This is a genomic window from Thioclava sp. GXIMD4215, from assembly GCF_045291555.1.
Classification (GTDB): domain Bacteria; phylum Pseudomonadota; class Alphaproteobacteria; order Rhodobacterales; family Rhodobacteraceae; genus Thioclava; species Thioclava litoralis.
The window spans coordinates 379302-401978 of record NZ_CP149515.1 but is presented as its reverse complement, the minus strand read 5'-3'; the positions used below and the strand labels follow the sequence as shown (position 1 = coordinate 401978).

General features: G+C 61.5%; 27 protein-coding genes. 5 read left to right on the top strand and 22 right to left on the bottom strand.

The window, feature by feature from the left end:
- Positions 1 to 3 precede the first annotated feature (3 nt).
- The 3 genes from WDB86_RS01940 to WDB86_RS01930 form a co-directional block, all read right to left on the bottom strand.
- Complete coding sequence (locus WDB86_RS01940; protein WP_406736444.1) at positions 4 to 591, bottom strand: hypothetical protein; 588 nt, start codon at positions 589 to 591, stop codon at positions 4 to 6.
- Positions 592 to 668: 77 nt separating this feature from the next.
- Complete coding sequence (locus tag WDB86_RS01935) at positions 669 to 1034, bottom strand: hypothetical protein (RefSeq protein WP_406736443.1); 366 nt, start codon at positions 1032 to 1034, stop codon at positions 669 to 671.
- Positions 1035 to 1052: 18 nt separating this feature from the next.
- Positions 1053 to 1241: a hypothetical protein gene (locus WDB86_RS01930; RefSeq protein ID WP_406736442.1), complete on the bottom strand. Its 189-nt coding sequence runs from the start codon at positions 1239 to 1241 to the stop codon at positions 1053 to 1055.
- Here WDB86_RS01930 and WDB86_RS01925 point away from each other — a divergent pair.
- A complete protein-coding gene (locus WDB86_RS01925; RefSeq protein ID WP_406736441.1) occupies positions 1240 to 1554 on the top strand; it encodes a multiprotein-bridging factor 1 family protein in 315 nt (104 codons plus the stop codon). The two genes, WDB86_RS01930 and WDB86_RS01925, sit on opposite strands and share 2 nt — an antisense overlap.
- Before the next feature lie 51 nt (positions 1555 to 1605).
- Positions 1606 to 2163: a hypothetical protein gene (locus WDB86_RS01920; RefSeq protein ID WP_406736440.1), complete on the top strand. Its 558-nt coding sequence runs from the start codon at positions 1606 to 1608 to the stop codon at positions 2161 to 2163.
- Positions 2164 to 2167: 4 nt separating this feature from the next.
- Here WDB86_RS01920 and WDB86_RS01915 read toward each other — a convergent pair whose 3' ends face one another.
- From WDB86_RS01915 to WDB86_RS01900, 4 genes are all read right to left on the bottom strand, one after another.
- Positions 2168 to 3949, bottom strand: coding sequence for a phage terminase large subunit family protein (locus tag WDB86_RS01915; protein WP_406736439.1), 1782 nt, complete (start codon positions 3947 to 3949; stop codon positions 2168 to 2170).
- Complete coding sequence (locus WDB86_RS01910; RefSeq protein WP_406736438.1) at positions 3936 to 4430, bottom strand: terminase small subunit; 495 nt, start codon at positions 4428 to 4430, stop codon at positions 3936 to 3938. The genes WDB86_RS01915 and WDB86_RS01910 overlap by 14 nt, the downstream gene beginning before the upstream one ends.
- Positions 4431 to 4876: 446 nt before the next feature.
- Positions 4877 to 5986 (bottom strand): AAA family ATPase, encoded by a 1110-nt coding sequence (locus WDB86_RS01905; RefSeq protein WP_406736437.1) that lies wholly within the window; start codon positions 5984 to 5986, stop codon positions 4877 to 4879.
- The gene (locus WDB86_RS01900) at positions 5986 to 6558 is read right to left on the bottom strand and encodes a hypothetical protein (protein WP_406736436.1); all 573 of its coding nucleotides are present in this window, start codon (positions 6556 to 6558) and stop codon (positions 5986 to 5988) included. Before WDB86_RS01900 ends, WDB86_RS01905 begins: the two co-directional genes overlap by 1 nt.
- 507 nt (positions 6559 to 7065) lie before the next feature.
- On the opposite strand from WDB86_RS01900, the gene tig reads away from it, so the two are divergent.
- Positions 7066 to 8400: a trigger factor gene (gene tig, locus WDB86_RS01895; protein WP_339107492.1), complete on the top strand. Its 1335-nt coding sequence runs from the start codon at positions 7066 to 7068 to the stop codon at positions 8398 to 8400.
- A 222-nt stretch (positions 8401 to 8622) separates the two neighbouring features.
- On the top strand, positions 8623 to 9327 hold the full coding sequence (locus WDB86_RS01890) for a DUF1624 domain-containing protein (RefSeq protein ID WP_406736435.1): 705 nt from the start codon (positions 8623 to 8625) through the stop codon (positions 9325 to 9327).
- Here the strand turns inward: WDB86_RS01890 and WDB86_RS01885 are convergent.
- From WDB86_RS01885 to rpsF, 5 genes are all read right to left on the bottom strand, one after another.
- Entirely contained in the window at positions 9324 to 9653 is a 330-nt protein-coding gene (locus tag WDB86_RS01885) for a hypothetical protein (protein WP_406736434.1), read from the bottom strand. The genes WDB86_RS01890 and WDB86_RS01885 overlap by 4 nt on opposite strands.
- A gap of 161 nt (positions 9654 to 9814) precedes the next feature.
- The gene (locus WDB86_RS01880; protein ID WP_406736433.1) at positions 9815 to 10843 is read right to left on the bottom strand and encodes a YihY/virulence factor BrkB family protein; all 1029 of its coding nucleotides are present in this window, start codon (positions 10841 to 10843) and stop codon (positions 9815 to 9817) included.
- A gap of 233 nt (positions 10844 to 11076) precedes the next feature.
- Entirely contained in the window at positions 11077 to 11682 is a 606-nt protein-coding gene (gene rplI / locus WDB86_RS01875; RefSeq protein WP_406720892.1) for a 50S ribosomal protein L9, read from the bottom strand.
- Positions 11683 to 11695: 13 nt separating this feature from the next.
- On the bottom strand, positions 11696 to 11920 hold the full coding sequence (gene rpsR / locus WDB86_RS01870; protein WP_038073027.1) for a 30S ribosomal protein S18: 225 nt from the start codon (positions 11918 to 11920) through the stop codon (positions 11696 to 11698).
- Between the two features lie 21 nt (positions 11921 to 11941).
- Entirely contained in the window at positions 11942 to 12298 is a 357-nt protein-coding gene (rpsF, locus tag WDB86_RS01865) for a 30S ribosomal protein S6 (RefSeq protein WP_339107498.1), read from the bottom strand.
- A gap of 180 nt (positions 12299 to 12478) precedes the next feature.
- On the opposite strand from rpsF, the gene WDB86_RS01860 reads away from it, so the two are divergent.
- On the top strand, positions 12479 to 13447 hold the full coding sequence (locus WDB86_RS01860) for a hypothetical protein (protein ID WP_406736432.1): 969 nt from the start codon (positions 12479 to 12481) through the stop codon (positions 13445 to 13447).
- Here the strand turns inward: WDB86_RS01860 and WDB86_RS01855 are convergent.
- The 10 genes from WDB86_RS01855 to WDB86_RS01810 form a co-directional block, all read right to left on the bottom strand.
- Positions 13429 to 14439, bottom strand: coding sequence for an LLM class flavin-dependent oxidoreductase (locus tag WDB86_RS01855; protein ID WP_406736431.1), 1011 nt, complete (start codon positions 14437 to 14439; stop codon positions 13429 to 13431). The two genes, WDB86_RS01860 and WDB86_RS01855, sit on opposite strands and share 19 nt — an antisense overlap.
- Before the next feature lie 114 nt (positions 14440 to 14553).
- Positions 14554 to 15486, bottom strand: coding sequence for a DMT family transporter (locus tag WDB86_RS01850; RefSeq protein WP_406720895.1), 933 nt, complete (start codon positions 15484 to 15486; stop codon positions 14554 to 14556).
- Positions 15487 to 15656: 170 nt separating this feature from the next.
- A complete protein-coding gene (locus tag WDB86_RS01845) occupies positions 15657 to 16220 on the bottom strand; it encodes a GNAT family N-acetyltransferase (RefSeq protein WP_339107502.1) in 564 nt (187 codons plus the stop codon).
- Positions 16221 to 16313: 93 nt separating this feature from the next.
- Positions 16314 to 17156, bottom strand: a complete 843-nt coding sequence (locus WDB86_RS01840; RefSeq protein ID WP_406736430.1) for a fumarylacetoacetate hydrolase family protein — start codon at positions 17154 to 17156, stop codon at positions 16314 to 16316.
- A gap of 236 nt (positions 17157 to 17392) precedes the next feature.
- Entirely contained in the window at positions 17393 to 17908 is a 516-nt protein-coding gene (locus WDB86_RS01835; RefSeq protein ID WP_339107504.1) for an SMI1/KNR4 family protein, read from the bottom strand.
- Between the two features lie 122 nt (positions 17909 to 18030).
- Positions 18031 to 18765, bottom strand: coding sequence for a GntR family transcriptional regulator (locus WDB86_RS01830; protein WP_406736429.1), 735 nt, complete (start codon positions 18763 to 18765; stop codon positions 18031 to 18033).
- A 196-nt stretch (positions 18766 to 18961) separates the two neighbouring features.
- A complete protein-coding gene (locus WDB86_RS01825) occupies positions 18962 to 19717 on the bottom strand; it encodes an ATP-binding cassette domain-containing protein (protein WP_339107506.1) in 756 nt (251 codons plus the stop codon).
- Entirely contained in the window at positions 19714 to 20721 is a 1008-nt protein-coding gene (locus WDB86_RS01820) for an iron chelate uptake ABC transporter family permease subunit (protein WP_339107507.1), read from the bottom strand. Before WDB86_RS01820 ends, WDB86_RS01825 begins: the two co-directional genes overlap by 4 nt.
- Complete coding sequence (locus WDB86_RS01815) at positions 20714 to 21697, bottom strand: iron chelate uptake ABC transporter family permease subunit (RefSeq protein ID WP_339107508.1); 984 nt, start codon at positions 21695 to 21697, stop codon at positions 20714 to 20716. The genes WDB86_RS01820 and WDB86_RS01815 overlap by 8 nt, the downstream gene beginning before the upstream one ends.
- 15 nt (positions 21698 to 21712) lie before the next feature.
- The gene (locus tag WDB86_RS01810) at positions 21713 to 22645 is read right to left on the bottom strand and encodes a siderophore ABC transporter substrate-binding protein (RefSeq protein ID WP_406736428.1); all 933 of its coding nucleotides are present in this window, start codon (positions 22643 to 22645) and stop codon (positions 21713 to 21715) included.
- Positions 22646 to 22677: the final 32 nt, after the last annotated feature.

Below are 22677 nucleotides of genomic sequence, written 5' to 3'. Positions count from 1 at the left end.
TCGTTACTCGCCGTCTTCCGGCATAAGGCCGATAGATTTGCGACGTGCAATCTCGTGCTCTTTGAACCATTCGGGATAGCCGGTCAGGTCTTCGGAAACGGCTGCGGGCCAAGCTTCACCTTCCGGCAGGCCCAGTTCATGCGCTTCCTCCCAGACTTCTTTGGCGAGGTCAGTGACGCAGTATGCCTCGATGGAACGAAGCGTTGCGCCATCGTCAAGCGAAGTCACGAATTCCTGTGCTTTGGTATGCAGATCTTCCCAACGGCCAGCCACCACTTGGCGGCAATCCCAGCCCTCAGGCGCGGACGGCCAGTCATAGCGAACAAGCGCAACAAACATGTCCTGCCCCGTATAAGTGAACGGCGTGAACGGATAGAGCATATCCACCGCGCGACGCGCCAGAAGCCCCGCGCTATCGTTGTCCATGCTCTTGGCGGCTTGAACCATCAGGCGCAGCTGAAGCGCCTGCTCCAGCGTGTAATCGTTCCAATTCCGATCCTCAATATGGATTGGTGAAATGCCACGCGCGGTATAGGATTCAAGCGTTTTTACTGTGCAGCTTGCGCACATCAGGAGTGCTTTACGCTTCATGTTTTAGTCCTCATAAAAGCCCTTATCTTGGGTGGACTATACACGAAACAAGAGAGCCCGCAAGATGGGTGCACTCATCAAGGGTGCATTTCTTCCAATAATTTCTTGCAGCTTTCCAAAGCCAAAACATATTCGACACAAAGATCCGCTTCATCGATATCTTCCAGAAGCCACTCAATTTGCGCCATCGCACCACCGACGGACTTGGCTGGTGTAGAATAGATCAGTTGTTCAAGGCGGGTGTATTCCTTCCATGCAGCCTTCTCTTCCGGCGCTTCGTCTCCGTAAACTTCACAAGCGCGGTCCCATGCCACACGACTTTCGCGCCATGCCACCAGCAAAGCGGGGTGCGGATCTTCGGGCGTGGACGCGGCCACCGGAAGCCCGGCAAGGCCAAGGGCGGGGGCTGCGGTCAGGAGGGTGCGGCGGGAAAGAGTCGTCATCTGGTTTACTCCTACGGGTCAGCGTTGGTTCAGAAGGCGTTCGGTGCGGCGCAGGGCGGTGCGCATATAGCTGCGCGCCTCGCGCTCGGACTGGCTGTAGCTCGTCGGGCGCTCGGACGCGTCGAGGGCCAGAGACAGGCAGTCATAGATTTCGTTCAGGATGGCGATAGGCAAGCCGGGGTCGGCTGCCAGAACAGGGTTCGGCATGGCGGTGATCCGTTGTCTGATTGTTCAGTTTCGACTACACTGTATTCAAACCACACATATGAATACCCTGTCAACAGTTTTGGATACCATGATAACACCTGAACAATGCCGCATGGCGCGAGCTGCCCTTCGCCTAGGCGTGCGAGAACTGGCGGAAATTTCTGGGGTTTCGGCAATGACCATCAGTCGTTTTGAGAATGAACAATCTGGTGGGCAAGCGGAGACATTGAGAAAGTTAGAAGTCGCGCTTCGAGCTGCTGGTGTCGAATTTTTGCCCGCAAATGGTGGGGGGCCCGGTGTTCGCCTCAAGTAAAACCTATTAAAAACATCGCGGCTTCACAGTAATTATGAGAACTTAAGCAAAGTGCAAAATACATATGAGCTGCTCTGCATTTCAGTTAATCAAATGGACATCTTAAGCTGGCTGTCGAAGAATGCCACCGCGTTGGCAACCTGCCTAACGGCATTTCTAACCTTCGTGGTTGCTTCGCGGACGTTTGCTGCAGGGCGCTCCGACAAAAAGGTTGATGCTCAAATTTTTCTACTTAATGAAATTTCACAGTTGAGGGCCGCACAAATCGAGCTCGAGCTTGCTAGTAAATCGGCAAATGAGAAGATCGAACTGATCGCCTTCCATAAAAACTCTTTAAGTCGTCAGTGGAAAGAAAACAGAAAACGGCTCCCAAAAATCCAGCAAGAAATCCAAAATGCCGAAAGTTTAATAACAGCGTCATATCTCACGCTTAAAGAAAAGCAAAAGCGCGAAACGTTAATCGCTCAAGCCATTACCTGCGCATCAGTTCGCCAAGATCTTATAATCGCCACTCAAAAAATAGCTGTGATATTGCCTGAACTTCAAAGTGAAGCAGGAAAGATTTCATCAGCTATTTCCCTCCACACATCGCCCCAGAAGTGGCCCTGAAACTCTAGCGCCTTGTCATCCAGCTTGACGCTAGCACCGGCCCCTTGGGCTTGGCTGCCGCCTCGGTGCGGGTCAGATCGGCGCGACGGGCTTCGGGGTTGATATTGACCATCTGGCGGGCGGCATAGGCATAGACGGCACAATCCAGCGCCTCGGCGCGTTTGCCGGGGATGCGCTCGAAGCTGCGCACCGGCTGGCCCCGTGAATAGCGCACCACCGCGCGTTCGGAAGCCACTTGCTCGAACCATACAGCGGGCAGATCTTTGGCAAAGCGCACATGGCCGGCACGGGGCAGACGGGCAAACAGCTGCGCCTTGACCGTGTCCACGCCCACGATCCACAACCGCGCCCCGGTCTTGGTCTTCGACCCTGCCCGCTCGATCACCGGACGGTTTCCGGCCGCGCCTTTGATGGCGAAGATCTTGCGAGCGGTGCGAGGGCGGCAGAAGCCCGTCACGGTATGCATCGAGGTGCCGTCGCCCGCGTCGATGGCGGTCGCGTTGATCCCGATCCGCCCGCCCAGCTCATGCGGGAAGGTCTCGCGCAGAAGCGTGTCAGCCTCGGCCCAAGTCTCGTTCGCGTCATATGCGCCCCAGATCACCCGATGCGCCAGCACCAACATGCCGCCCGCCTCGGTCCAGCCGATATAGGTCAGTTCCAGCCGGTCATGCTGCACATCGCAACCCACGGTCAGCGCCAGCACCTCGGCAGGCACCTTCGACAGGCCGAAGGGTTCGGCCCGCGCGGCCAAGCCTTCCTCGTCCAGCTCGTCGCCCTCGGAGCGCCATCCTTGCCCCAAGATCGTATTGACGAAGGTTTGCAGCGTGGTCGGATCATCCTTCGAGGCGACGAACTCTTTCGCCAGCTTGCCCCATGAGGCGTTTGCGTGAAGGCTTATCAGCGCATTCATACGGAAGCCTGCATGGCCTTCGACCTCGGGGCGCGTGACGCGCCACTGCCCCGCCTCGATCATCGCGGGCTTGTGGCGTTCTTCGACCTGGGCGGCGCAGTGCGGACAGCACCAATAAGCGGCTTCGGGTTCACCTTCCGGCCAGCTGATCTGATCCCAAGTGATCTCGGTGAAGATACCACATTCGGGGCAAGGCACCTCGAAGACGCGCTGATCGGATTGCGCGTAGGATCGCAGGACATGGCTCGTTTCCTCATGCACGGGGGTCGAGCCTAGCACGATCTTGCGGTCCGGGAATGACAGGGTGCGGCGTTCGGCCAGCAGAAGCGGCGAGCCTTCGGGCGTGGGTGCCATGCCGTCCACCTCGTCCATCAGCAGGAAGCGGACGTTATGGCGGCGCAGGTTGCGGGGCGATTTCGCGGCCACGACCTTGAGCGATCCGCCCGGAAAGCGCCGCGACAGCAGCGTGTTTCGTCCCGCCTCGTCAAAATCGCCGCGCAGGGCCTCAGAAACGACCGGAGAAGCGCCAAAGATGGGTTCGATGTCCGAGACCACATAATCGCGACAATCGCTCTCAGCGGGCAGCAGAGCGAGTATTGGCGCGGGGTCATTCGCCACGAAGCTGGCGACAGCCGATGACAGGAGCGTGGTGAAGCCTACGCGCACCGGCTTGACCAAAGTCACACGCTCGATCAGCGGGTCCCCGATGGCATCGGCAATATCGCGTTGGAAAGGCCAGAGGCGCACCGGCCCCGGCTGGCTCGATACGCCCTCGGGCAGGATCACTTCGCGCTCGATCCACTCGGACAGGCGCAGGCGCGGCGGCGGCATCAGGGCGCGAAGAGCATCGGCGCGTATCTGTTCAATCATGGTCATGGGCTAGCTCCTCTAGGGCGGTGCGGATCTCGCGGTCGATCACGGTCACGTCGATGGCGGTCAGATGCGGCAGAGCGCCCCGGACGCGCGACGGCACGGCCATGATGCGCGAGCGCACCTTGCGCAGCACCTCGGCCCATTCCCGCGTCACGGCATCGGCCTTCACCAACTCACCCCGTGCGACACCGTTCTTGAGCGCCTGCGCGTCGGCCTGCTCCTTGGCGAGACGGGCGCGTTCTGCGCTGAGATTGGCGGCTTGCTCGGCATCGCCCCGCCCGCTCGCCACCCCGCGCAGATGGGTCACATAGGCCGTGACGGTCTGTTGCAGGTCATAGGCATCATGGCCCGTATGCACCGCGATGCCGCGTTTCTTGAGGTCGGACAGAGCGGCAGGCGTCAGCGCCAGAAGCTCGCAAAGGTCCGCGCCCCCGATCCGGTGAATGACCTCGCCGCCCAACAGGTGATCTTCAAGAACGCGCAATTTACACCCCCTTGGTTTTTTTTGCATAGCCCGACACGTCGGGGTGCGAATTACCCGCACGGGGGGTCTCAGGGAGGACCCGCGAATGCTGGGGAATGGCTGCGGGCTTGGCCTGCTTCTCGGCAATGCTCTGACGGGCAGCGGCTTGGCAGTCGTTGGCGATCAGGTTGAGCGAGTGTGCAATCTCCGACTTCTCCGCATGAAACCACTCTGGGTCGGTGCGCGATATGGAAAGTCTTCGCACTCGCCGCGCGAGGGCGGCAATATCGTCAGATAGAAACAAAAGGCTTGAGCACCGCGCCTGCGGGCGGCTCGCCGTATCCCCTATCGTAGATAGGGGAGGAGTTTCGCACCCGAGATCGCGGGGAGATCGCGGGGAGCGGCGCGGCAGATCGCGGGGAGATCGCACCCCGTTTTTCGAGATCGCGGGGAGATCGCGGGGAGTTTCACAGGGCATTTTGTGCCTCCTGAATGATAGTCGTCGGCTTGCGATCACGCATCACTTGCTCGTTCGCAATCGCGCCTTGGGCGAGTAGGATTTCCATCGCATCACGGAAAGCGTGTTTCGTGATCCCGTCAGCGTGGGGGTGATTGGCGAAGACCGTCGGCGCATAGTTTGGGCCGCTACGGCTGTTCACATGCCGTCCCTGCTCGGTCAGGAGGCGCAGCAACTCGACAAACTTACGAGACGCCTTGCTGCGTCTGGCATTGCGGTCAAGGCTGCTTTCAGGTGCTTCGGCCACGAAGGCACCATCCTGCCAAGTTAGCCGGATCTCTTCGCCGGTCGGTCCATAGTTGGCCTTCATAGTCTCCAAGATACGGGCGTCAGGGTTCGGCTCCTCGTCGCCTTGGAAGATGCGGTGAAGATAGAGCCGCGAGCGCACAGAGTTATTCCAGCCGGTGCTGCCAGACATACCGCTGCCACTTTGCAGCCCGGACAGCGACGGGTGCGACAGCAGGACCACGGCACAGTCATGCCGCTTGGCAATGCCGCGCATCATGCCAATAAACTGGCGAGCTTGGGCGCGGTCATTCTCGTTGCCCGGAAACAGATCGGCCAGCGTATCGAGGACCACGACGGCGGGCTTGCCAAGGCGGATCTCGGTGTCGATATCTTGGAACAGCGGCGAGACGAACAGCCCGCGCTTTGGGTCGATATTCGCGAACAGCGCGTCTTCACCGGCAAGGCTGCATACGTCTAGCCCGTCCAGATCTTCGAAGGCCAAGCCCTTCGCCTCCACGATATCGGCAAGCCTGCGGTGCAGCTCGTCTTCATCATCCTCGGCAGACAGGAACATGGCCCGCCCCGTCGAACAGCCACGGCCCAGCCATTTGGTGCCGGTCGCACAGGCAACAGCCAGTTGCAGCGCCACGAGTGATTTGCCGGTGCCACCATCCCCCGATAGCAAAGTGACCGTACCCGAAGGTATCAGGTTCTCGACCAGCCAGTTGCGCTCGGGAACGTCCTTTCCGGCATAACGCGTTGCATTGAAAAACTTACTTTTCCGGTGATCGCTCATAGGGGTGACGTTCGCCCATTCGTCGCCTTCATCCATCACAGCGCCCCCTTTTCAACTTTATCGAGGAAAGCTTTGCGGTCACTCTCGGGCATAGCCTGCCAGAGACGCGCGAACAGCTTCTTGCGATGACTGCGAGCCAAGGCCACCTGCCCCAGCTGGGCAGCGGCTTCAGTCATGTATTCCATGAGTTCAAACGGCGTCGCGAGCTTGCTCCACCACCGCGCATCTTCGCGGATATCGCCCAGAAAGGACGGCATCGGCCCGCCAGCGCACAGCCCCATCAACGCAGCGGTCAGGATCTGCCGCGCGTCCTCAGGGTGAGTTTTTTCGATGACATGGATGAGGCGTGTTGCCCGAATGAGGCGGATCTTGTATTCTTGGCCGCATGACGTCGTTTCCACAGCGTCAGCTTTACTTTGAAGATTCGACCCCTTTGCGACGGCCATCGCATTGGGGTTTTCTTTTTGCCCGTTTTCAGTGCCGTTTTCCTCGTTGGCACATTCTCTTAACGTTCTAGATATGTCCGGCGGAAAAATCCGGCTATCGTGTTGATCTTCGACTTCTTTCCCCGAATTTAGGTTCTGGCGCCTAACGGCGTGGGGGGGCAAGCCCCTCCACCCGCACCACTTTGAAATTGTTGGGCTTTCCGACATTTTCAACCTTTCCTCCGATCAGCATTTCGCCACAAGTTGGCACATTCAGGTTCTGGTCTTGTTCTGTTCCCGTCGCTCTTGCGCGCATCGTGAGGCTCGTTTCTGGTTTGCCTGCGCCCGATATTTTCGGGCCATCGAGCGCGTTTCACGCCCTGTCCCGGCGTGGATCTTGGAATCGGGCGGCCCCATTTCGGCCATTTGCCACGCCGCACTGGCGCGCCACCCCTGCGGCACGACGCGCCCTGACAGGGTGTTGCCGCGACCTTCCCGCCAAGCCTTCTGCCGCAATCTCCGCCCGGCAACGGCCAGCAACGGCCAGAACGCGCTCTTTTATGACATTCCTGCCCTGTGAACACAGAGTTTCACCTTGCTTCCACGTGTGCCGCCCCATAGAACGGCGCGTGAAATTGAGCTTGCCTGCCGCGCATTGACTCGCGGCATTCATCAAAGAAGGAAATCCACATGCAGGTCACCGAGACCCTCAACGAAGGCCTCAGCCGCGGCTACGAAATCACCATCACCGGCGCCGAGCTCGAAGAGAAAGTCACGACCAAGCTCAAGGAAGCGCAGCCCGAGATCGAGCTGAAGGGCTTCCGCAAGGGCAAGGTTCCGATGCCGATGTTGAAAAAGCAATTCGGTGCGCGCCTCATGGGCGAAACCATGCAGGAAGCCATCGACGGCGCAATGAACGAGCATTTCGAGAAATCGGGTGACCGTCCGGCGATGCAGCCGAAAGTCGAGATGAAAGACGGCGAGAACTGGAAAGAAGGCGACGACGTTGTTGTTACCGTTTCCTATGAAGCGCTGCCGGAAATTCCGGAATTCGACGCATCGGACATCAAACTCGAGCGCCTCGTCGTGACCCCCGCTGACGAAGCCGTGACCGAAGCCCTTGAAGGTCTGGCCAAAAATGCACAATCCTTCGAAAAGCGCCGCAAAGGCTCGAAAGCGAAAGACGGCGATCAGGTCGTGATCGATTTCGAAGGCTTCGTGGATGATGTCGCATTCGAGGGCGGCAAAGGCGAAGACTATCCGCTGGTGCTCGGCTCCAACTCCTTCATCCCCGGCTTCGAAGACCAGCTGGTCGGTGCCAAGGAAGAGGAAGAAGTCGAAGTCAAAGTGACCTTCCCCGAGGCCTATCAAGCCGAGCATCTGGCAGGCAAAGAAGCCCTGTTCAAATGCGCCGTCAAAGAAGTCCGCGGCCCGAAAGAAGCCGAGATCGATGACGAGCTGGCCAAGAAATTCGGTGCCGAAGACCTCAATGCGCTGAAAGAGCAGATCAAAGAGCGTCTGGGTCAGGAATACAAAGGCGCTTCGCGTCAGATCCTGAAACGCGGCCTGCTGGACGCGCTGGATGGCAAAGTGTCCTTCGAACTGCCGCCGACGCTGGTTGATGCGGAAGCCAACCAGATCGCGCATCAGCTCTATCACGAAGAGCACCCCGAAGATCACGGCCATAATCATGGCGCGATCGAGCCGACCGACGAGCACAAGAAGCTTGCCGAGCGTCGCGTGCGTCTGGGCCTGCTGCTGGCAGAAATCGGCCGCAAGCAAGAAATCGAAGTGACCGATGCCGAAATGACCCAAGCGGTGATGATGCAAGCGCGTCAATATCCGGGCCAAGAGCGTCAGTTCTTCGAGTTCATCCAGCAGAACCCGCAGATGCAACAACAGCTGCGCGCGCCGATCTTCGAGGACAAGGTTGTCGATTTCATCGTCGAGAAAGCCGAAGTCACCGATAAGGACGTGTCGAAAGAAGACCTGCAGAAAGCCATCGAAGCGCTCGACGAGCTCTAAGCTTTCCAGACTTTCGATCATTCGGAAAACGGGCGGGTCCAAAACCTGCCCGTTTTTCTTGGCCGATGCGTAAGGCCGACGCTCTCTATCCGATCACAGGTCCGCTCGTCAAAGCGGTGCTCTGCCCTTCCTCTGGCCCGCCTGTCCATTTCGTGACGGCTCCGCCCTTGACTTCGTAGCGGCGCGGCTGATCTTCCAGCCAGACCCAATTTCCGAGGTAGCATGTCCTCTTCCCGCCTGATCTGGCCCGACCTTCTCCGCAGCCTGTCGCTGATCGCTATGGCCAGTTTCCATCTGGGCTATGATCTGGAGGCGCTCGGCTTCCATCCGGACCTTCCGCTGTGGTGGCCCGATTATGCGCGCGCCATTGCAGGCAGTTTCCTGCTTCTGGTGGGGGTCAGCCTCTGGCTGGCACATGGGCGCAGCATAGGCTGGCGCGGGTTCTGGCGGCGCGAGGCCGCGATTGTTGCAGGGGCAATAGCGGTATCTGGGGTGACCTATCTCGCCATGCCGGGCTTCTATGTCTATTTCGGCATCCTGCATTCCATCGCCATCTGTTCGCTGCTGGCGCTGGCCTGCCTCAGACTGCCCGCGCTTGTGACACTTCTGCTGGGGGGACTGGCGCTGTTCATGCCTTATCTCTTCGCGATGCCACAGATGAATGCCCCGTGGCTCTGGTGGATCGGCCTGTCAACACGCTGGGGGGCGGCGATGGATTTCGTCCCGGTCTTTCCTTGGCTGGGCATGGTGCTGCTGGGGCTGGGCGGTGCGAAGCTGGCAGACGGGTTAGGCCTGTTGCGACGCGATCTGCCCCATAGCAGGGGCTTGCGACGGCTTGGCTTTCCGGGGCGGCACAGCCTTGCCGTCTATCTGATCCACCAACCGGTGATCTTCGGCAGCCTGTGGCTTGTGGCCGCGATGCGCTAGCGCCGCAAGCGCTGGCTGCGCGTCCATGTGCCCCCTTCGACCCGCAAATAGGCCGGTCTGGCCTGCGTCGGGACAGGCGTCATGCGCGTGGGCAGAAGAACGCGACTATCTCCACGGGCAGCAGGCCCAAAGAGAACAGGCGCGGAAACGTCCGGCCTCGCAGCCAGCCGCCGTGGATGCGCGACAGGCCGCGGCGAGGCCGCCAACCGCCCTTCCGGTTCACGCGGGCCAATGGCCGCTGCCCCTTGCTGGTAGACCGCCAGAAGCCCCAGCGTCAAAGCCACCGTCGGCACGATGACCGCTGTCAGAAAGCGTAGCCAAGCCACAGTAGTCTCCCCTGCCCCGACAGACCCGTGCCGATACAGCAGGCCCGTGCCGATACGGCAGGTCTACCGCCGATCCTGCACAGGGTGCGCGAAAACTGGGGCAAAACTTGGCCGCTTATCGGCCAATAGAACGATCACCGCGCCCAAAATGATATTTCCTCTCAGGAGGAGATATCCGCCACGCTATCCGCCACATCGGCCTCGCGCTGCCCCAATGGCTGGCGGGGGCCCACGGTGCTATCCCGCGCGGTCTGGCGCTCGGCCTCTGAATTCAGCTCGGCCCCCAGCATCACGGCAATGGTCGCGATCCAGATCCACATCATCAGCACGACCACCGCGCCGATAGAGCCATAAGTGGCCGAATAATTACCGAAATTCGAGGTATAGAAGGAAAACCCCCAGCTCGAGAGCAACAGCAGCACCGATCCGGCCAAGGCCCCCGGCAAGACCCAGACCAGACGCGGCGCGCGGCGGTTGGGGGCAATGCGATAGAGCATAGACAGGGCCAGCACCAGAACGCCCGCCATCAGGGGCCAGCGCGCCACCAGCACCACAAACCCCCAGCCGGGAATCTGCGGCAGGAAGGCCAGCGCCACCGGCAAGACAGCCGCTGCAAGGATCAGCACACAAAGAAAGACGATCGCGCCGAGCGTCATGCCCAGCCCGACGATATTCATCCAGAAAAAGTTGCGGTTTTCACGTTCGTTATAGGCGACATTCAGCGCCTCGATCAGCGCCTTCATCCCGCCATTCGCCGTCCAGAGCGCCAGCGCGATACTGACGATCGATGTCCAGCCAAGCGCGCTCTGATCCGCCCCGATCAGCGCCTCCAACTGGCCACGGATCAGCGTCAACGCTTCGGGCGGCACAAAGCGCGACACCTCGTCAAGCATCGACAGAACCTCGCCACGGTCCGCGAAAAAGCCGAAAATCGAGACCAGCGCAGTCAAGGCCGGAAAAAGCGCGAGGATGGAATAGAACGTCACGCCGGCGGCCACCGCCATCACGCGGTCTTCGGTGATCTGTCCTTTGGTCCGCAAGAGCACGCACCACCACGCTTTCAGCCCCATCTGGAACGGGCCCGCTGCCTGCCGTCCCCAACTCCGATCCGCCGGATCACCATAGGCTGCCGCATCCTCGGGCGGGTCAGAGGCACGACGCCCCGGTTGCGGCTTGGATCTGTCGGACATGGCGGCTGTCTCCTTCGGGGGGGCGACCTTAGCAAAGGCCTGCCAGAGCGCAAGCCCTGCGACAACAAGCCGTGCGAGGGTCCGTCTGGAGGGCGTTGCGGGCATGGGGCACTTTCTGTCTTTGCCTTCAAACGGATCAGGCAGGCTATGGTTCCATTTCCGATAAGCTCTTGCCGGAAATAAAAAAACCGCGCCCCGAAAGGCGCGGTTTCAAAACGTCGCGAAAAGAGAACTTACTTCTCTTCTGCCTCTGCGGCAGGAGCTTCGTCTTCGTCGTCACGACCAGCCGAACCGATATCGTCGAACAGGTTCGAGATTTCGAATTCTGCAGCGGCTTCTTCTTCAGCAGCCAGCTCTTGAATCGATTTACCCGAAGCTTGCAGTTCTGCTTCTTCCACCGAACGTGCAACGTTGATCGAGATCACAGCCGAAACTTCCGGGTGCAGGTGGACTTCCACTTCGTGCAGACCAAGAACCTTGATCGGCAGGCGGATGACGACTTGCTTGCGGTCGACAGTGAAGCCTTCTTCGGTTGCCACAGCCGCGATATCGCGGGTGGTGACCGAACCGTAGAGGTTGCCGCCGTCCGAAGCCGAACGAATCACGACAAACTGCTGACCGTCGAGTTTTTCGGAAAGGGCGGCTGCCTCTTTCTTGGTCTCGAGGTTACGGGCTTCCAGTTGCGCTTTCTGGGCTTCGAACGCCTGGATATTGGCGGCCGAGGCGCGGAGAGCCTTGCCTTGCGGCAGAAGGTAGTTGCGGCCGTAGCCCGGCTTCACGGTGACAACGTCACCCATCTGGCCCAGCTTTGCGACGCGCTCGAGAAGGATAACTTCCATAGTGATGTTCTCCTTACTTCACAGCGTAGGGCAGCAGAGCGAGGAAGCGGGCGCGTTTGATTGCACGGGCCAGTTCACGCTGCTTCTTGGCCGACACTGCGGTGATGCGTGCCGGAACGATCTTGCCGCGCTCAGAGATGTAGCGCTGCAGGAGGCGGGTGTCTTTGTAGTCGATCTTCGGTGCGTTCTCGCCGGAGAACGGGCACACTTTACGACGACGGAAAAACGGTTTTGCCATGGTTTTCAGTCCCCTACTCTATCAACGACGCTCACGACGGCCGCCTTCGCGGTCATCACGTTTTTGCATCTGAACCGACGGGCCTTCTTCGTGCGCGTCAACCTTGATGGTCAGCACGCGCATGACGTCGTCATGCAGACGGCACAGGCGCTCCATCTCCTGAACGGCAGCCGAGGGGGCATCCGTTTTCAGGAAGGCATAGTGGCCTTTGCGGTTTTTGTTGATCTTGTAGGCCATGGTCTTCACGCCCCAGTATTCGGATTCGACGACTTTGCCGCCGTTGTCCGACAGGACCGTGGAGAAATGTTCGACAAGGCCTTCGGCCTGCGCGTTGGACAGATCCTGACGCGCGATGAGGACATGCTCGTAAAGGGGCATGGCTTCTCCTGTTTCATAAGGCGGCTTCATAGGCAGGCACCACTTTCCGCACCCTGCCACGAGAGGCTACGCCGGTTCGATTGAACTGCGGAAGTCCGCGCGCTATACGCGATGGGAGGGTGTTTGGCAAGGCTTTTGGCCGAAAGCCTGTGCGGATGATTTCATGACAGGATAATGACAATGCGATTTTGGTTGAAGCCCCCTGCGCCCCTGCCACAACCCTTACGTGTACTAATCACCGACAGTACCCGCGCGACCGACCCGCCCGCGCCGACCGGAACCGAACCAGACCGCTCTTTTGGCGCGCAGATCAGAACCCTTTCCGAGACATTGGTCCATCTCGCCAAGATCTCGGCCATCTTCGGCGCGGCGCTTTCGGGTGTCTCGGCCTTTCTGATCTTGCAACATGCCGCCGCTTACGGGTTCCAGCTGCCCATCCCCTCGACCGGCCAGAGTATCGCCCTGCTGATCACCGGATTTTTCGTCTGGGTCGCGCTCAGCTTTACCGTGCTGATCAGTATGATGATCGTCTTATGGGCCTGCATTCTGCTCCACTGGCCGATCTGGCGCTCCCGCTTTGGCGCAGGCTACAGACTGACGCCCGAGCATTGGGTCGTGTTCGTCTGCTCCGTGATCTTATGCGCTCTAGCGGGCGCCGCGCTCTTTGCGCAGGGGCTTGCGATTAAGCCGCTGCTGCCGCTCGTGCCGGGCGCTATGCTCTGCGGTCTGGGCTTTAGCGCCATGCTCAGTGACACCGCTCTCGTACAGCGCAGCGGGCTGCCGCTCTTCGTGATGGGCTGCATTCTCAATATCGCCTCGATCGGGTACTTTCTGCCCGAGGAGGGCGCTGCGAGCCGCGAAACCCTGTTCCAAGGGCTCGGATTTGTCTCCGCCCAAAACGATATCGTGCTGGTGAAGGGGCGCATCCTCGCCCAGCTCGATGCGGCTGGCGCACCCGCCGCGCAAGAGCCCGCGATCGCGCCCGAGCAATGGGTCCGGACAGATGGTGCGATCTTGTGGCAATTTCCCGACGGGCCTGCCGTGTTCCGCCTCACGCAGGGCGATACCAGCTATACGCTCTCGGTGCCCGCCGGAGATATCCTCAAGATCCGCAAGAAAGCCCCGCCGCCTCAGCCGGCATCCGAATAGGCGGACTGCTGCGCGAGGTTCCGCATCGCCTGCGCGCCGATCTCGAAGCTTTTTAGCCGTGCTTGGTGGTCGAAGATCTGGCCGTTGAGGATGACCTCATCTGGGCGGTAGCGCGCGATATAGGCGGCAAGCTGGCGCTCGACCGTCTCGGGGCTGCCGACAACCGACATCGACAGCTGGTGCGAGGCTTGGCGCAGCTCGGGCTCGGAGGCCACGCTCGACAGATCGGCCACGGGCGCGGGCAGCGGGCCGGTCTGGCCTCGGCGCAGATTCACAAAGCCCTGCATCATCGACGAGCGCAGCAGATGCGCCTCTGCGTCGGTCTCGGCGGCAAAGAGGTTCAGCGCCAGCATGAAATGCGGCTTTTCCGTCAGGCCGGGCTGGAAGCGGTCGCGGTAGATCTGTACCGCCTGATCCAAAGCATCGGGGGCGAAATGGCTGGCAAAGGCATAGGGCAGCCCCAGATGGGCGGCCAGCTGCGCCCCATAAAGAGACGAGCCCAGAATCCAGACCGGAATACTGGACCCCGCCCCCGGCACCGCCATCACCGGCTGGCCCTCCTGCACCGGCCCCAGAAAGCCGATCAGCTCGACCACATCTTCGGGAAAGCGATCCGCTTCCAGCCCGCGCCGCAGCGCCTGCATGGTGCGCGGGTCGGTACCGGGCGCGCGCCCCACACCCAGATCGATCCGGTCGCCATAAAGCGCGTACAGCGTGCCGAAGGCCTCTGCCACCATCAGCGGCGCATGATTGGGCAGCATGATCCCGCCAGAGCCCACGCGGATGGTCGAGGTCTTCGACGCCACATGGCCGATCACCAGCGCCGTTGCCGCCGAGGCGATGCCGCGCGAATTGTGATGTTCGGCCAGCCAGTAGCGCGTATAGCCCAGGCGCTCGGCATGGGCGGCCAGCTCGCCCGAATGGCGCAGCGCATCCGAGGCCGTCTGCCCCTGCGCAATGGGCGACAGATCAAGAACGGAATAAGGGATCATCGGCTATCTCCTACAGTGCTCTTTAATCTGTGCAGGCAAGGCCCGCGCGAAAACCACCCGGACTGCGGAGAGATCACGAGTTCTGCGCAATTCCGCACACAACACCTGTCGCGCCTATTTCGCCCCCTGCACCATCGGCTGTGCCGGTTTGGGACTGCGGGCGGCCAGCAGAATACCGCCAAGGATCAGCGCAAATCCCGCCAGATGGTAAAGATGCAGGCTCTCGCCCAGAAACAGCGTTGAAAGGATCACCCCGTAAAGCGGGATCAGGTGAATCGCCTGCGAGGCCCGCCCCGATCCGGCCAGCTTGACAGCCTGCATATACAGCAAGAACGCCCCGAGCGAGGGCACGATCCCCACAAACAGCACGGCAAAGGCCGCTTGCGGCACCAGAACCGGCTGATGGCCCAGCGACAGATCCCAAAGCCAGAACGGCGTCAGCACGACAAGCCCGATCACGATCTGCACTGCAAGAAGCCCGACGCGGCTGATCTCGGCGGGCAGGCGCGTCAGCCAGAGGGTATAGAACGCCCATGCCACCATCGCCGCGAAAATCAACAGGTCGCCCTTGTTGAAGGCCAGTTGCGCCAGACGCTGCGGGTCGCCGCCCATGATCACCACAGCCACCCCGACAAGCGACAGCGCCAGCCCCGCCGCCTGCCACAGCCGCAGCCGTTGCCGGAAGACCAGCGCCCCGATCAGCATGACCAGCACGGGGATGGTCGAGTTCAGCAACATGCCATTGGTGGCCTGCGTGTAATGCAGCCCCCAATAGATCAGCGTATTGAAGGCAATGACCGAGGTTACACTGGTGCCCAGCACCAGCCACGGATAGCGCCAGTAGCTTTGCCAGTCACGCCGGACATGCCGCGCGGCAAAAGGGGCCAGCACGATCAGCGCAATCAGCCAGCGCCCCCAGACCAGCGATAGCGGCGGCACCAGATCACGGGCCGCGCGCGCCACAATGAAATTGCCCGCCCAGAACAGCGGCGGCAAGGCAAGCACCGCGATCATCTGCCATTTCTGCGTTTGGGGCTGCTGGGACATGGTTCCTCCGACCTGATATCTTGGCCTGTTCTGCAGCGCACAAAGAAACAGCAAATCCGCGCGACAACAAGATATCAGATGCTCATTCTAAGCCCGCTGAGCAAAATAATCGCGCGACAGATGCTGCTGCGTGATCGGGTCGGGCCTGTCGGCCCCATTCCGGCGCACGCTCATGCCGCCGTCACCGCAAGGATCCGGCCCAGATCCAGCCAGCCATAGGCACGGTCCTGCAAGGTGGCCTCGGGGCGGATCTCGATCTGCGTACCGCAGATCTCGCCGCCCATCGCCTGATAGAACCCGCAAGCGGACTGATTGGCCTCCAGCACCCACAGGGCGGCGGCGGCAATATTGGCCCGCATCAAGCCCTCGGCCGCCATCTGCAAAAGCCGTCTCCCCAGCCCGCGGCCTTGCACCGAGCGGTCGAGATAGAGCGCCTCGATCTCGCCCGCATAGCCCTTGCCGCGCAGATCGGATTCACGTTGGGGGCCATAGGACACAAAGCCCAGAAGCCGCGCCCCGTGACGCGCCAGAACAACCGCGCCTTCCGCCTGTCCGGCCTTGACCGCAATCACCCGTGTCCACAGATCGGTGCGCTGCCCGTGATCGAGACTGTCCAGCATATCCTGTGGCAGGATACCGCGATAGGTGTCATGCCATGCCGCAATGTGAAGGGCCGCGATCTCGGGCGCATCCTGCGGCGCGGCTTCGTGAAAACGGATATCGGCGTCGCGCATCTCTCTCCTCCCTCGCGCTTCTCGCAAGCGCGTTCCCTGCTGCGGTTGACAGAACGGGCGGGGGCTGGCCCGCCCGCAAGCGTCAGCACGCGGTCAAAGGGCCACAACCTCGTGGCGTTGCCGGCCCAGCCCCTCGATGCCCAGCTCCACCACATCGCCTGCCCTGAGGAATTGCGGCGGCTTCATACCGGCCCCGACCCCCGGAGGTGTGCCCGTCAGGATGACATCGCCCGGTTCCAGTGTGACGAACTGGCTGAGATATTCGACCAGAAACAACACCTTATGGATCATCGTGGCGGTGCTGCCGGACTGCCGTGTCTCACCGTTCACGCTCAGATGCATCGACAGATCCTGCGGGTCGGCGATCTCGTCACGGGTCACAAGCCACGGCCCCAGCGGACAGAAGCTGTCATGGCTTTTGCCTTTGACAAACTGCCCCGCGCGATCTTTCTGCCATTCGCGTTCCGAATAGTCATTGGCCAGCACGTAACCGGCAATATGCGCCAGCCCCGTCCCCGCCGCGATTGCCTTGGCGCGTGTGCCGATCACGAAGCCCAGTTCGACCTCCCAATCAAGCCGCGTCGAGGACGGCGGCAATTCGGTCACGTCATTCGGGCCGCAGATCGAGGTGACGGCTTTCGAAAACAGCATCGGTTCTTTCGGCGCCACAGCCCCCGTTTCGGCAGCATGATCGGCGTAATTCAACCCGATGGCCAGCACCTTGCGCGTGCCCGCGACCGGCGCACCCAGACGGGTCTGCGCCGGAACCAGCGGCAGGGCGGCCGGATCAAGCGCCGCCAGACGCGCCAGCGCCTCCGCGCCAAGCTGCTCGGGCGTCAGATCGGGGATTACCCCGCTCAGGTCGCGGATCTGTCCGTCCTGATCCAAAAGCCCGGGTTTTTCCTGCCCCTCGGGCCCGTGTCGTAGCAGCTTCATGGTCTTTTCCTCATATGCGGCCAGCGCCTGAGGCTACGAAACCCCTGCGGGGGCAAAATGGCAAGAGCCGCTCCCGAAAGAAACCCCGCGTCACTGCGCGGGGTTTTGCCAAAATCTCCTCGGGCCGGAGGCAAACCGCCCATCGGAGGCCGGGCCGGTTGAAACCCTTGGGGTGTTTTCCGAAGATGCCGACTTTCGACAAACGTGTTCCGGCAGCCGCCGGAAAGGGGCCGTTCCTACGGCAGCGGCTCTGTCGTGGCGGGGGCCGCCAGACCGGATATCCACGCCCCCAGCCAGTCGCGCAGATCAAGATCAAGCGGCAGGATCGCCGATTGCGGCGGCAGGCTCTGGTCCCAATGCTCGGGGCACCATCGATGCAGGCTCTCGTCGAAACAATCGATACAGATATACTGCCCGCCATCCTCCTCGCAAATCGGCAACAGCCCTACCGGCCAGTCACGGGCGGGATTGCCGTCGTCGGGATCGGCGTAAATCTGGTGCAGACGATCGGCAGTATGGCCCGCCCTGTCGGTCGCGCCGCCCCCCAGCCCAAGAAGGCCCAGAAACGGCCCGAAGCCCCCATTGGAAATCCCGCGATAGAGCTTGAGCAACAGCATCGGCGGCACCATACCAATGCGCGCCTCGGCCTCGGCCAACTGGCTGTCACACAGCTTCAGAACCTCGGGCGCAGGCTGTTTGCCCGCCGCAAGGAGGATCTCGCCGATCCTCGTGATGAAATCGTCATCCGTCATGGCTTCCCCTCGGTTGCCCCGATAGCGTCCAGCGCCCGGGCCAACATCCCGGACAGGATCGCATGCCTGCCCGCAGCAGGCTATGTCTTTTCACGTAAAAACCCGCAAACATTCCGCGGCCCCTATTCCGCAGCGCGGGCGAATAGCTGCCGCATCATCGCCTCGGCCTCGCGCAGGTGATCGGTCAGCGCCGCCGCCGCTCCCTCGGGGTCGGCGGCAATCACACGGGTCAGGATATGTTCATGCGAGGCGGCAATCCGGCGCGGACCATCCTCGACACGTCCGGTCTGGTTGATGCACAGCTTCACCTCATTGGCGATCTGCTCGAACACCTCTGCCAGCCGCGGATTGCCCGAGAGCCGACAGATCAGACGATGGAATTCCAGATCGGCATCGACAGAGCGCGACCGCGCCACCCCCGTGCCCGACAGACCATATAGAAGATCAAGCTGGTGGCGTAGCTGATCGGCCAGATCGGGGTCCTCGCGCGCCACAAGCCGCCGGATCGCCGCCGTCTCGAGGACGATCCGCAGATCATAAAGCGCCGCGATCTCGGCAAGATCCATCTGGTGCACGATAAATCCGCGATTGGCGCGGTAATCCACCAGACGCGACCGTTCCAGAAGGCGCAGCGCCTCGCGCACCGGCGCACGCGAGAGCGACATCCGGCGGGCGATGGCCGATTCCGCCAGCCTCTCGCCCGGTTTCAACGCGCCCGACAGGATCGCGGCGCTCAGTTCGCGGGCGATTTTCTCGACCAGATGATCGCCCGCCTCGGCTTTCGTGACAGGCGTTCCGCCCTTGACAGACGAGGCCGCGACATCGGACGGAAGGGCCTGTTTTTTCTTGTCGTTCATTCCTACCCCTATAAGGCCGGCCCCAAGACCGGACATTCCGGCGCTGGCCTGCGGATAGGGCAAATCTAGGGGGAAGGCGAGACAGGCAAATAGAAACCGCCGATTTTCATGCGGTTTCGGAATTTTTCATGACGATAGCGGGCCTTGCGGACCAAAACTGCCGAAAAGCCGTGCAGAATACGGACAAACCCGCTTGCTAGATGTGGTGCAGCACCAAGGGGCGGTCCGCATAGCGCAGAACCTGCACATCGGTCTCGTAAAGAGCCGCCAGCGTCTGCGGCGTGATCACCTCGTCCGCATCGCCTTCGGCCACGATCCGGCCGTTCTTCATTGCGATCAGATGATCGGCCCAAGCGGCAGCATGGTTGAGGTCATGCAGCACGATCACCACCGACCGCCCCGCATCGCGCAGATCCGACAGCCGCCTCATCAGCGCGCGCGCATGCGCCATGTCGAGATTGTTCAACGGCTCGTCCAGCAGCATCCAGGGCGTGTCCTGTGCGAAGGTCATCGCCAGATGCGCCCGCTGCGCCTGCCCGCCCGACAGCTCGTCCAGAAAACGGTCGGCCAACCCCAGAAGGTCGAAATTGCGCAGCGCCGTCTCGCAGATCTCGAGATCTTTCGGACCGGGGCGCCCATGACAATGCGGCCAGCGCCCGAAGGCCACAAGCTCGCGCACCCGCAGCCGCGAGGCCACGGCAAGGTTCTGGCTCATGAAAGACAGCTCGCGCGCAAGCCGCCCCGAATGCGTCTGCGCCAGATCGAGACCGTTGATCTGCACCCGCCCCGTCTGCAATGTCTCGATCCGGCCCAACAGCTTGAGCAGGCTGGACTTGCCCGCCCCGTTCGGCCCGATCAGCGCCGTCACCTGCCCCGAAGGAATGGTGCAGCAGACATCGCTCAGGATCGCGTTTCCATCGATCTGATAGGAGAGGTTTTCCACACGGATCATCGGATTTTGCCTTTCAGCAGAAGATAGAGGAAGAAGAGGCCGCCCAGAAATTCGACCACCACAGACAGCGTGGCCTGTTGTCCGGCCACCCTCTCGAACAGGGTCTGGCCAACCACCAGAATTGTCATGGCCACCAGCATCGACACGGGGATCAGATAGCGATGGCGCGCGCCCCCCGCATGGCGTTGCGCGATGGCATGGGTCAGCCCCGCCACGATCAGCCCGAAAAAGGCCACCGGCCCGACCAGCGCGGTCGAGACCGCCACCAGAACCGCCACCAGCACAAGCGCCCCGATCACCACGCGCCCGTGGCGCAGCCCCAGCGCGATGGCGCGGTCACGCCCCAGACCCAGAATATCAAGCCGCGGCCCGATCCACCATGCCGCAAGGCAGGCCAGCACCGTTATGGCGCCGCCCAGCCCCAGAACATCGGTCTGCGCGCGCGAGAAATTGGCAAATGTCACAGATTGCACAGTGGCATAGGCATTGGGGTCCAGAAGCCGCCCCACAAGGCTTGCCCCTGCGCGAAACAGCGTGCCAAGGATCACCCCCGTCAGGATCATTCGCGCGATGTCACGCGCCCCGCGCCGCAGCAAGGTGCCAAACAGCATCAGCGCCAGCAGCGTCATCAGCAGCGTCTCGGTCAGAAATTTCGGCGTCGCCCCCAGCATGGCAAAGCCTGTTACCCCGAGCCCCGCTACCAGAAGCGACTGGATCAGCGCGTAGAGGCTGTCGAACCCCATGATCGAGGGGGTCAGGATGCGGTTGGCCGACACCGTCTGGAACACGATCGTGGAGACCGCCACCGCCGCGCCCACCGCCAGAAGCGCGCAAAGCTTCTTGAGACGCAGCATGAGGATAAACTGGTAATTTCCTGTTAACCCTTGAAAAAGCCAGATCGCGCAAGCCCCCAGCAACAGCAGCGACAGCCACAGGACGGGCGCGCGCAGGATCTGCCATCGGGTCAGGGACCTGCGCGGATCGGAGAGAGCCAGATCAGACATTCGCGTTCTCCGGCACAGGTTTACGCCTCTTGGGACGCTGCGGTTTCCAGAGCAGCCACAGGAAGACCAGTGCCCCGACCACCCCCAAAATCGTGCCCGCCGGAATTTCGTAAGGGGCCACGATCAGGCGTCCCAGAATATCGCAGGCCAACACAAGCCCCGCCCCGCCAAGGGCCACAACCGGCAGGGATTTGCGCAGATTATCGCCCATCAGACGCGCCGCGATATTGGGCACGACCAGCCCGACAAAGGGGATCATACCGACAGAGACCACCACCATCGCGGTGACCACGGCCACCACCACCAGCCCCAGCCGCATGACCGCGCGCGGGCTCAGCCCCAAGGCGGTGGCCGCTTCGGGGCCAAGACCCAGAATGGCGAAACGGTCCGCGGCGAAAAAGGCCACCACAGCGGCAGCACCGGCAATCCAGAGCAATTCGTAGCGCCCCGCAATCACGCCGGAAAATTCGCCCGTCATCAGCCATGCCGCGATATATTGCATCATGTCGGCTTCCCAGCCGACCCAGATCACCGCCGCCCCGATCACGCCCGAAAGCACGATCCCCGCCAGCGGCACCAGAAGCACCTCGCGCGGCGGCAGCCTGCGGATCATCTTCACAAAGAGCCATGTCCCCAGCAACGCCGCCACCGCAGCGGCCAGCATCTTGGCCCAGATCGGACTGTCGGGCCAGAAGATCGAGGTCAGCAAGATCCCCAGCGCGGCGCTTTCGGCAGTTCCGGCTGTGCCCGGCTCGACAAAGCGGTTGCGCACGATCTGCTGCATCACCACCCCCGCCACCGCCAGCGCGGCGCCGGTCAGCAAAGCCGCCAGCGTGCGCGGGATGCGTGACACGGTCAGCACAAGCATCCCCGACGGATCGGCCAGATCCATGCGGGCCGCCCCGATACAGACGGAGAGGCCCGACAGCACCACAATCGCCATCACACAGGCCAGAAGTGTCTTCGTGCGGGACATGGTGCCGTTACCGCCTTAGTTTGCGGAGGTTTTCACCGAAGACGCCTCGAAGGCCTTGTCGACCTCGGTCAGCATCTCCATCATCGCCTGATAACCACCACCGGCGATATAGGCATCGGACGCATTCAGATAGACGATATGGCCCTCTTTGGCCGCCGAGGTCTGTGCCACAAGCGGATTGTCCAGCGTGTCGGAGGCTTTCTGTTCATCCGCGCCGATCGCCTGACCGCGATCCACCACGAAGATCCATTCAGGATTGGTTTCGGCAATGAATTCGAAGCTGATCGCATCACCATGCGGCGCCACCGAAAGATCCTTGGCCGCAGGAGCCATGCCGATTGCCTGATGGATCCAGCCGAACCGCGAGCCCGGACCGAAGGCCGAGATTTTCGGACCATTGGTCATCACGACCAGCGCATCGCCCTGCCCCTTGGCATCGGCCTGCACTTTCTCCAGCTTGGTCTCCAGCGCCGCATCCAGCGCCTTGGCTTTATCCTGCAGGCCGAAGATCTCGCCATAGGCTTTCAGCCGTGCACGGCTTTCATTGACGATATCGGTGCCGATGGTCATATCGATGGTCGGCGCAACCTGCGCAACCTCGTCATATTTCGTCGAGGACCGCCCGCCCACAATGATCAGATCGGGGTTGAGACCGGCCAGCGCCTCCAGATCGGGCTCGAACAGCGTGCCCACAGGGGTGGCGCTTTGCAGATGCGAGAGGCGCTTGAGATAGGTCTTGTCGGGACGTCCGGCGGGGGTGACACCCAAGGCATCCAGCGTATCCATCGCCGCCATGTCAAAAACCGCAACCGTCTTGGGCTTGGCCGCAACCGTGGCCTCCCCGCGGGCGGTCTCTACCGACACATCGGCGGCAAAGGCCTGTGCCAAGGGGGCCAGCGCCAAAGGCAGGGCAAGGCCCAGAACAGATAGGGACTTCGTGAATGTCATCTCAGGCTCCTGATTGTCCAACCGCCCCCGCG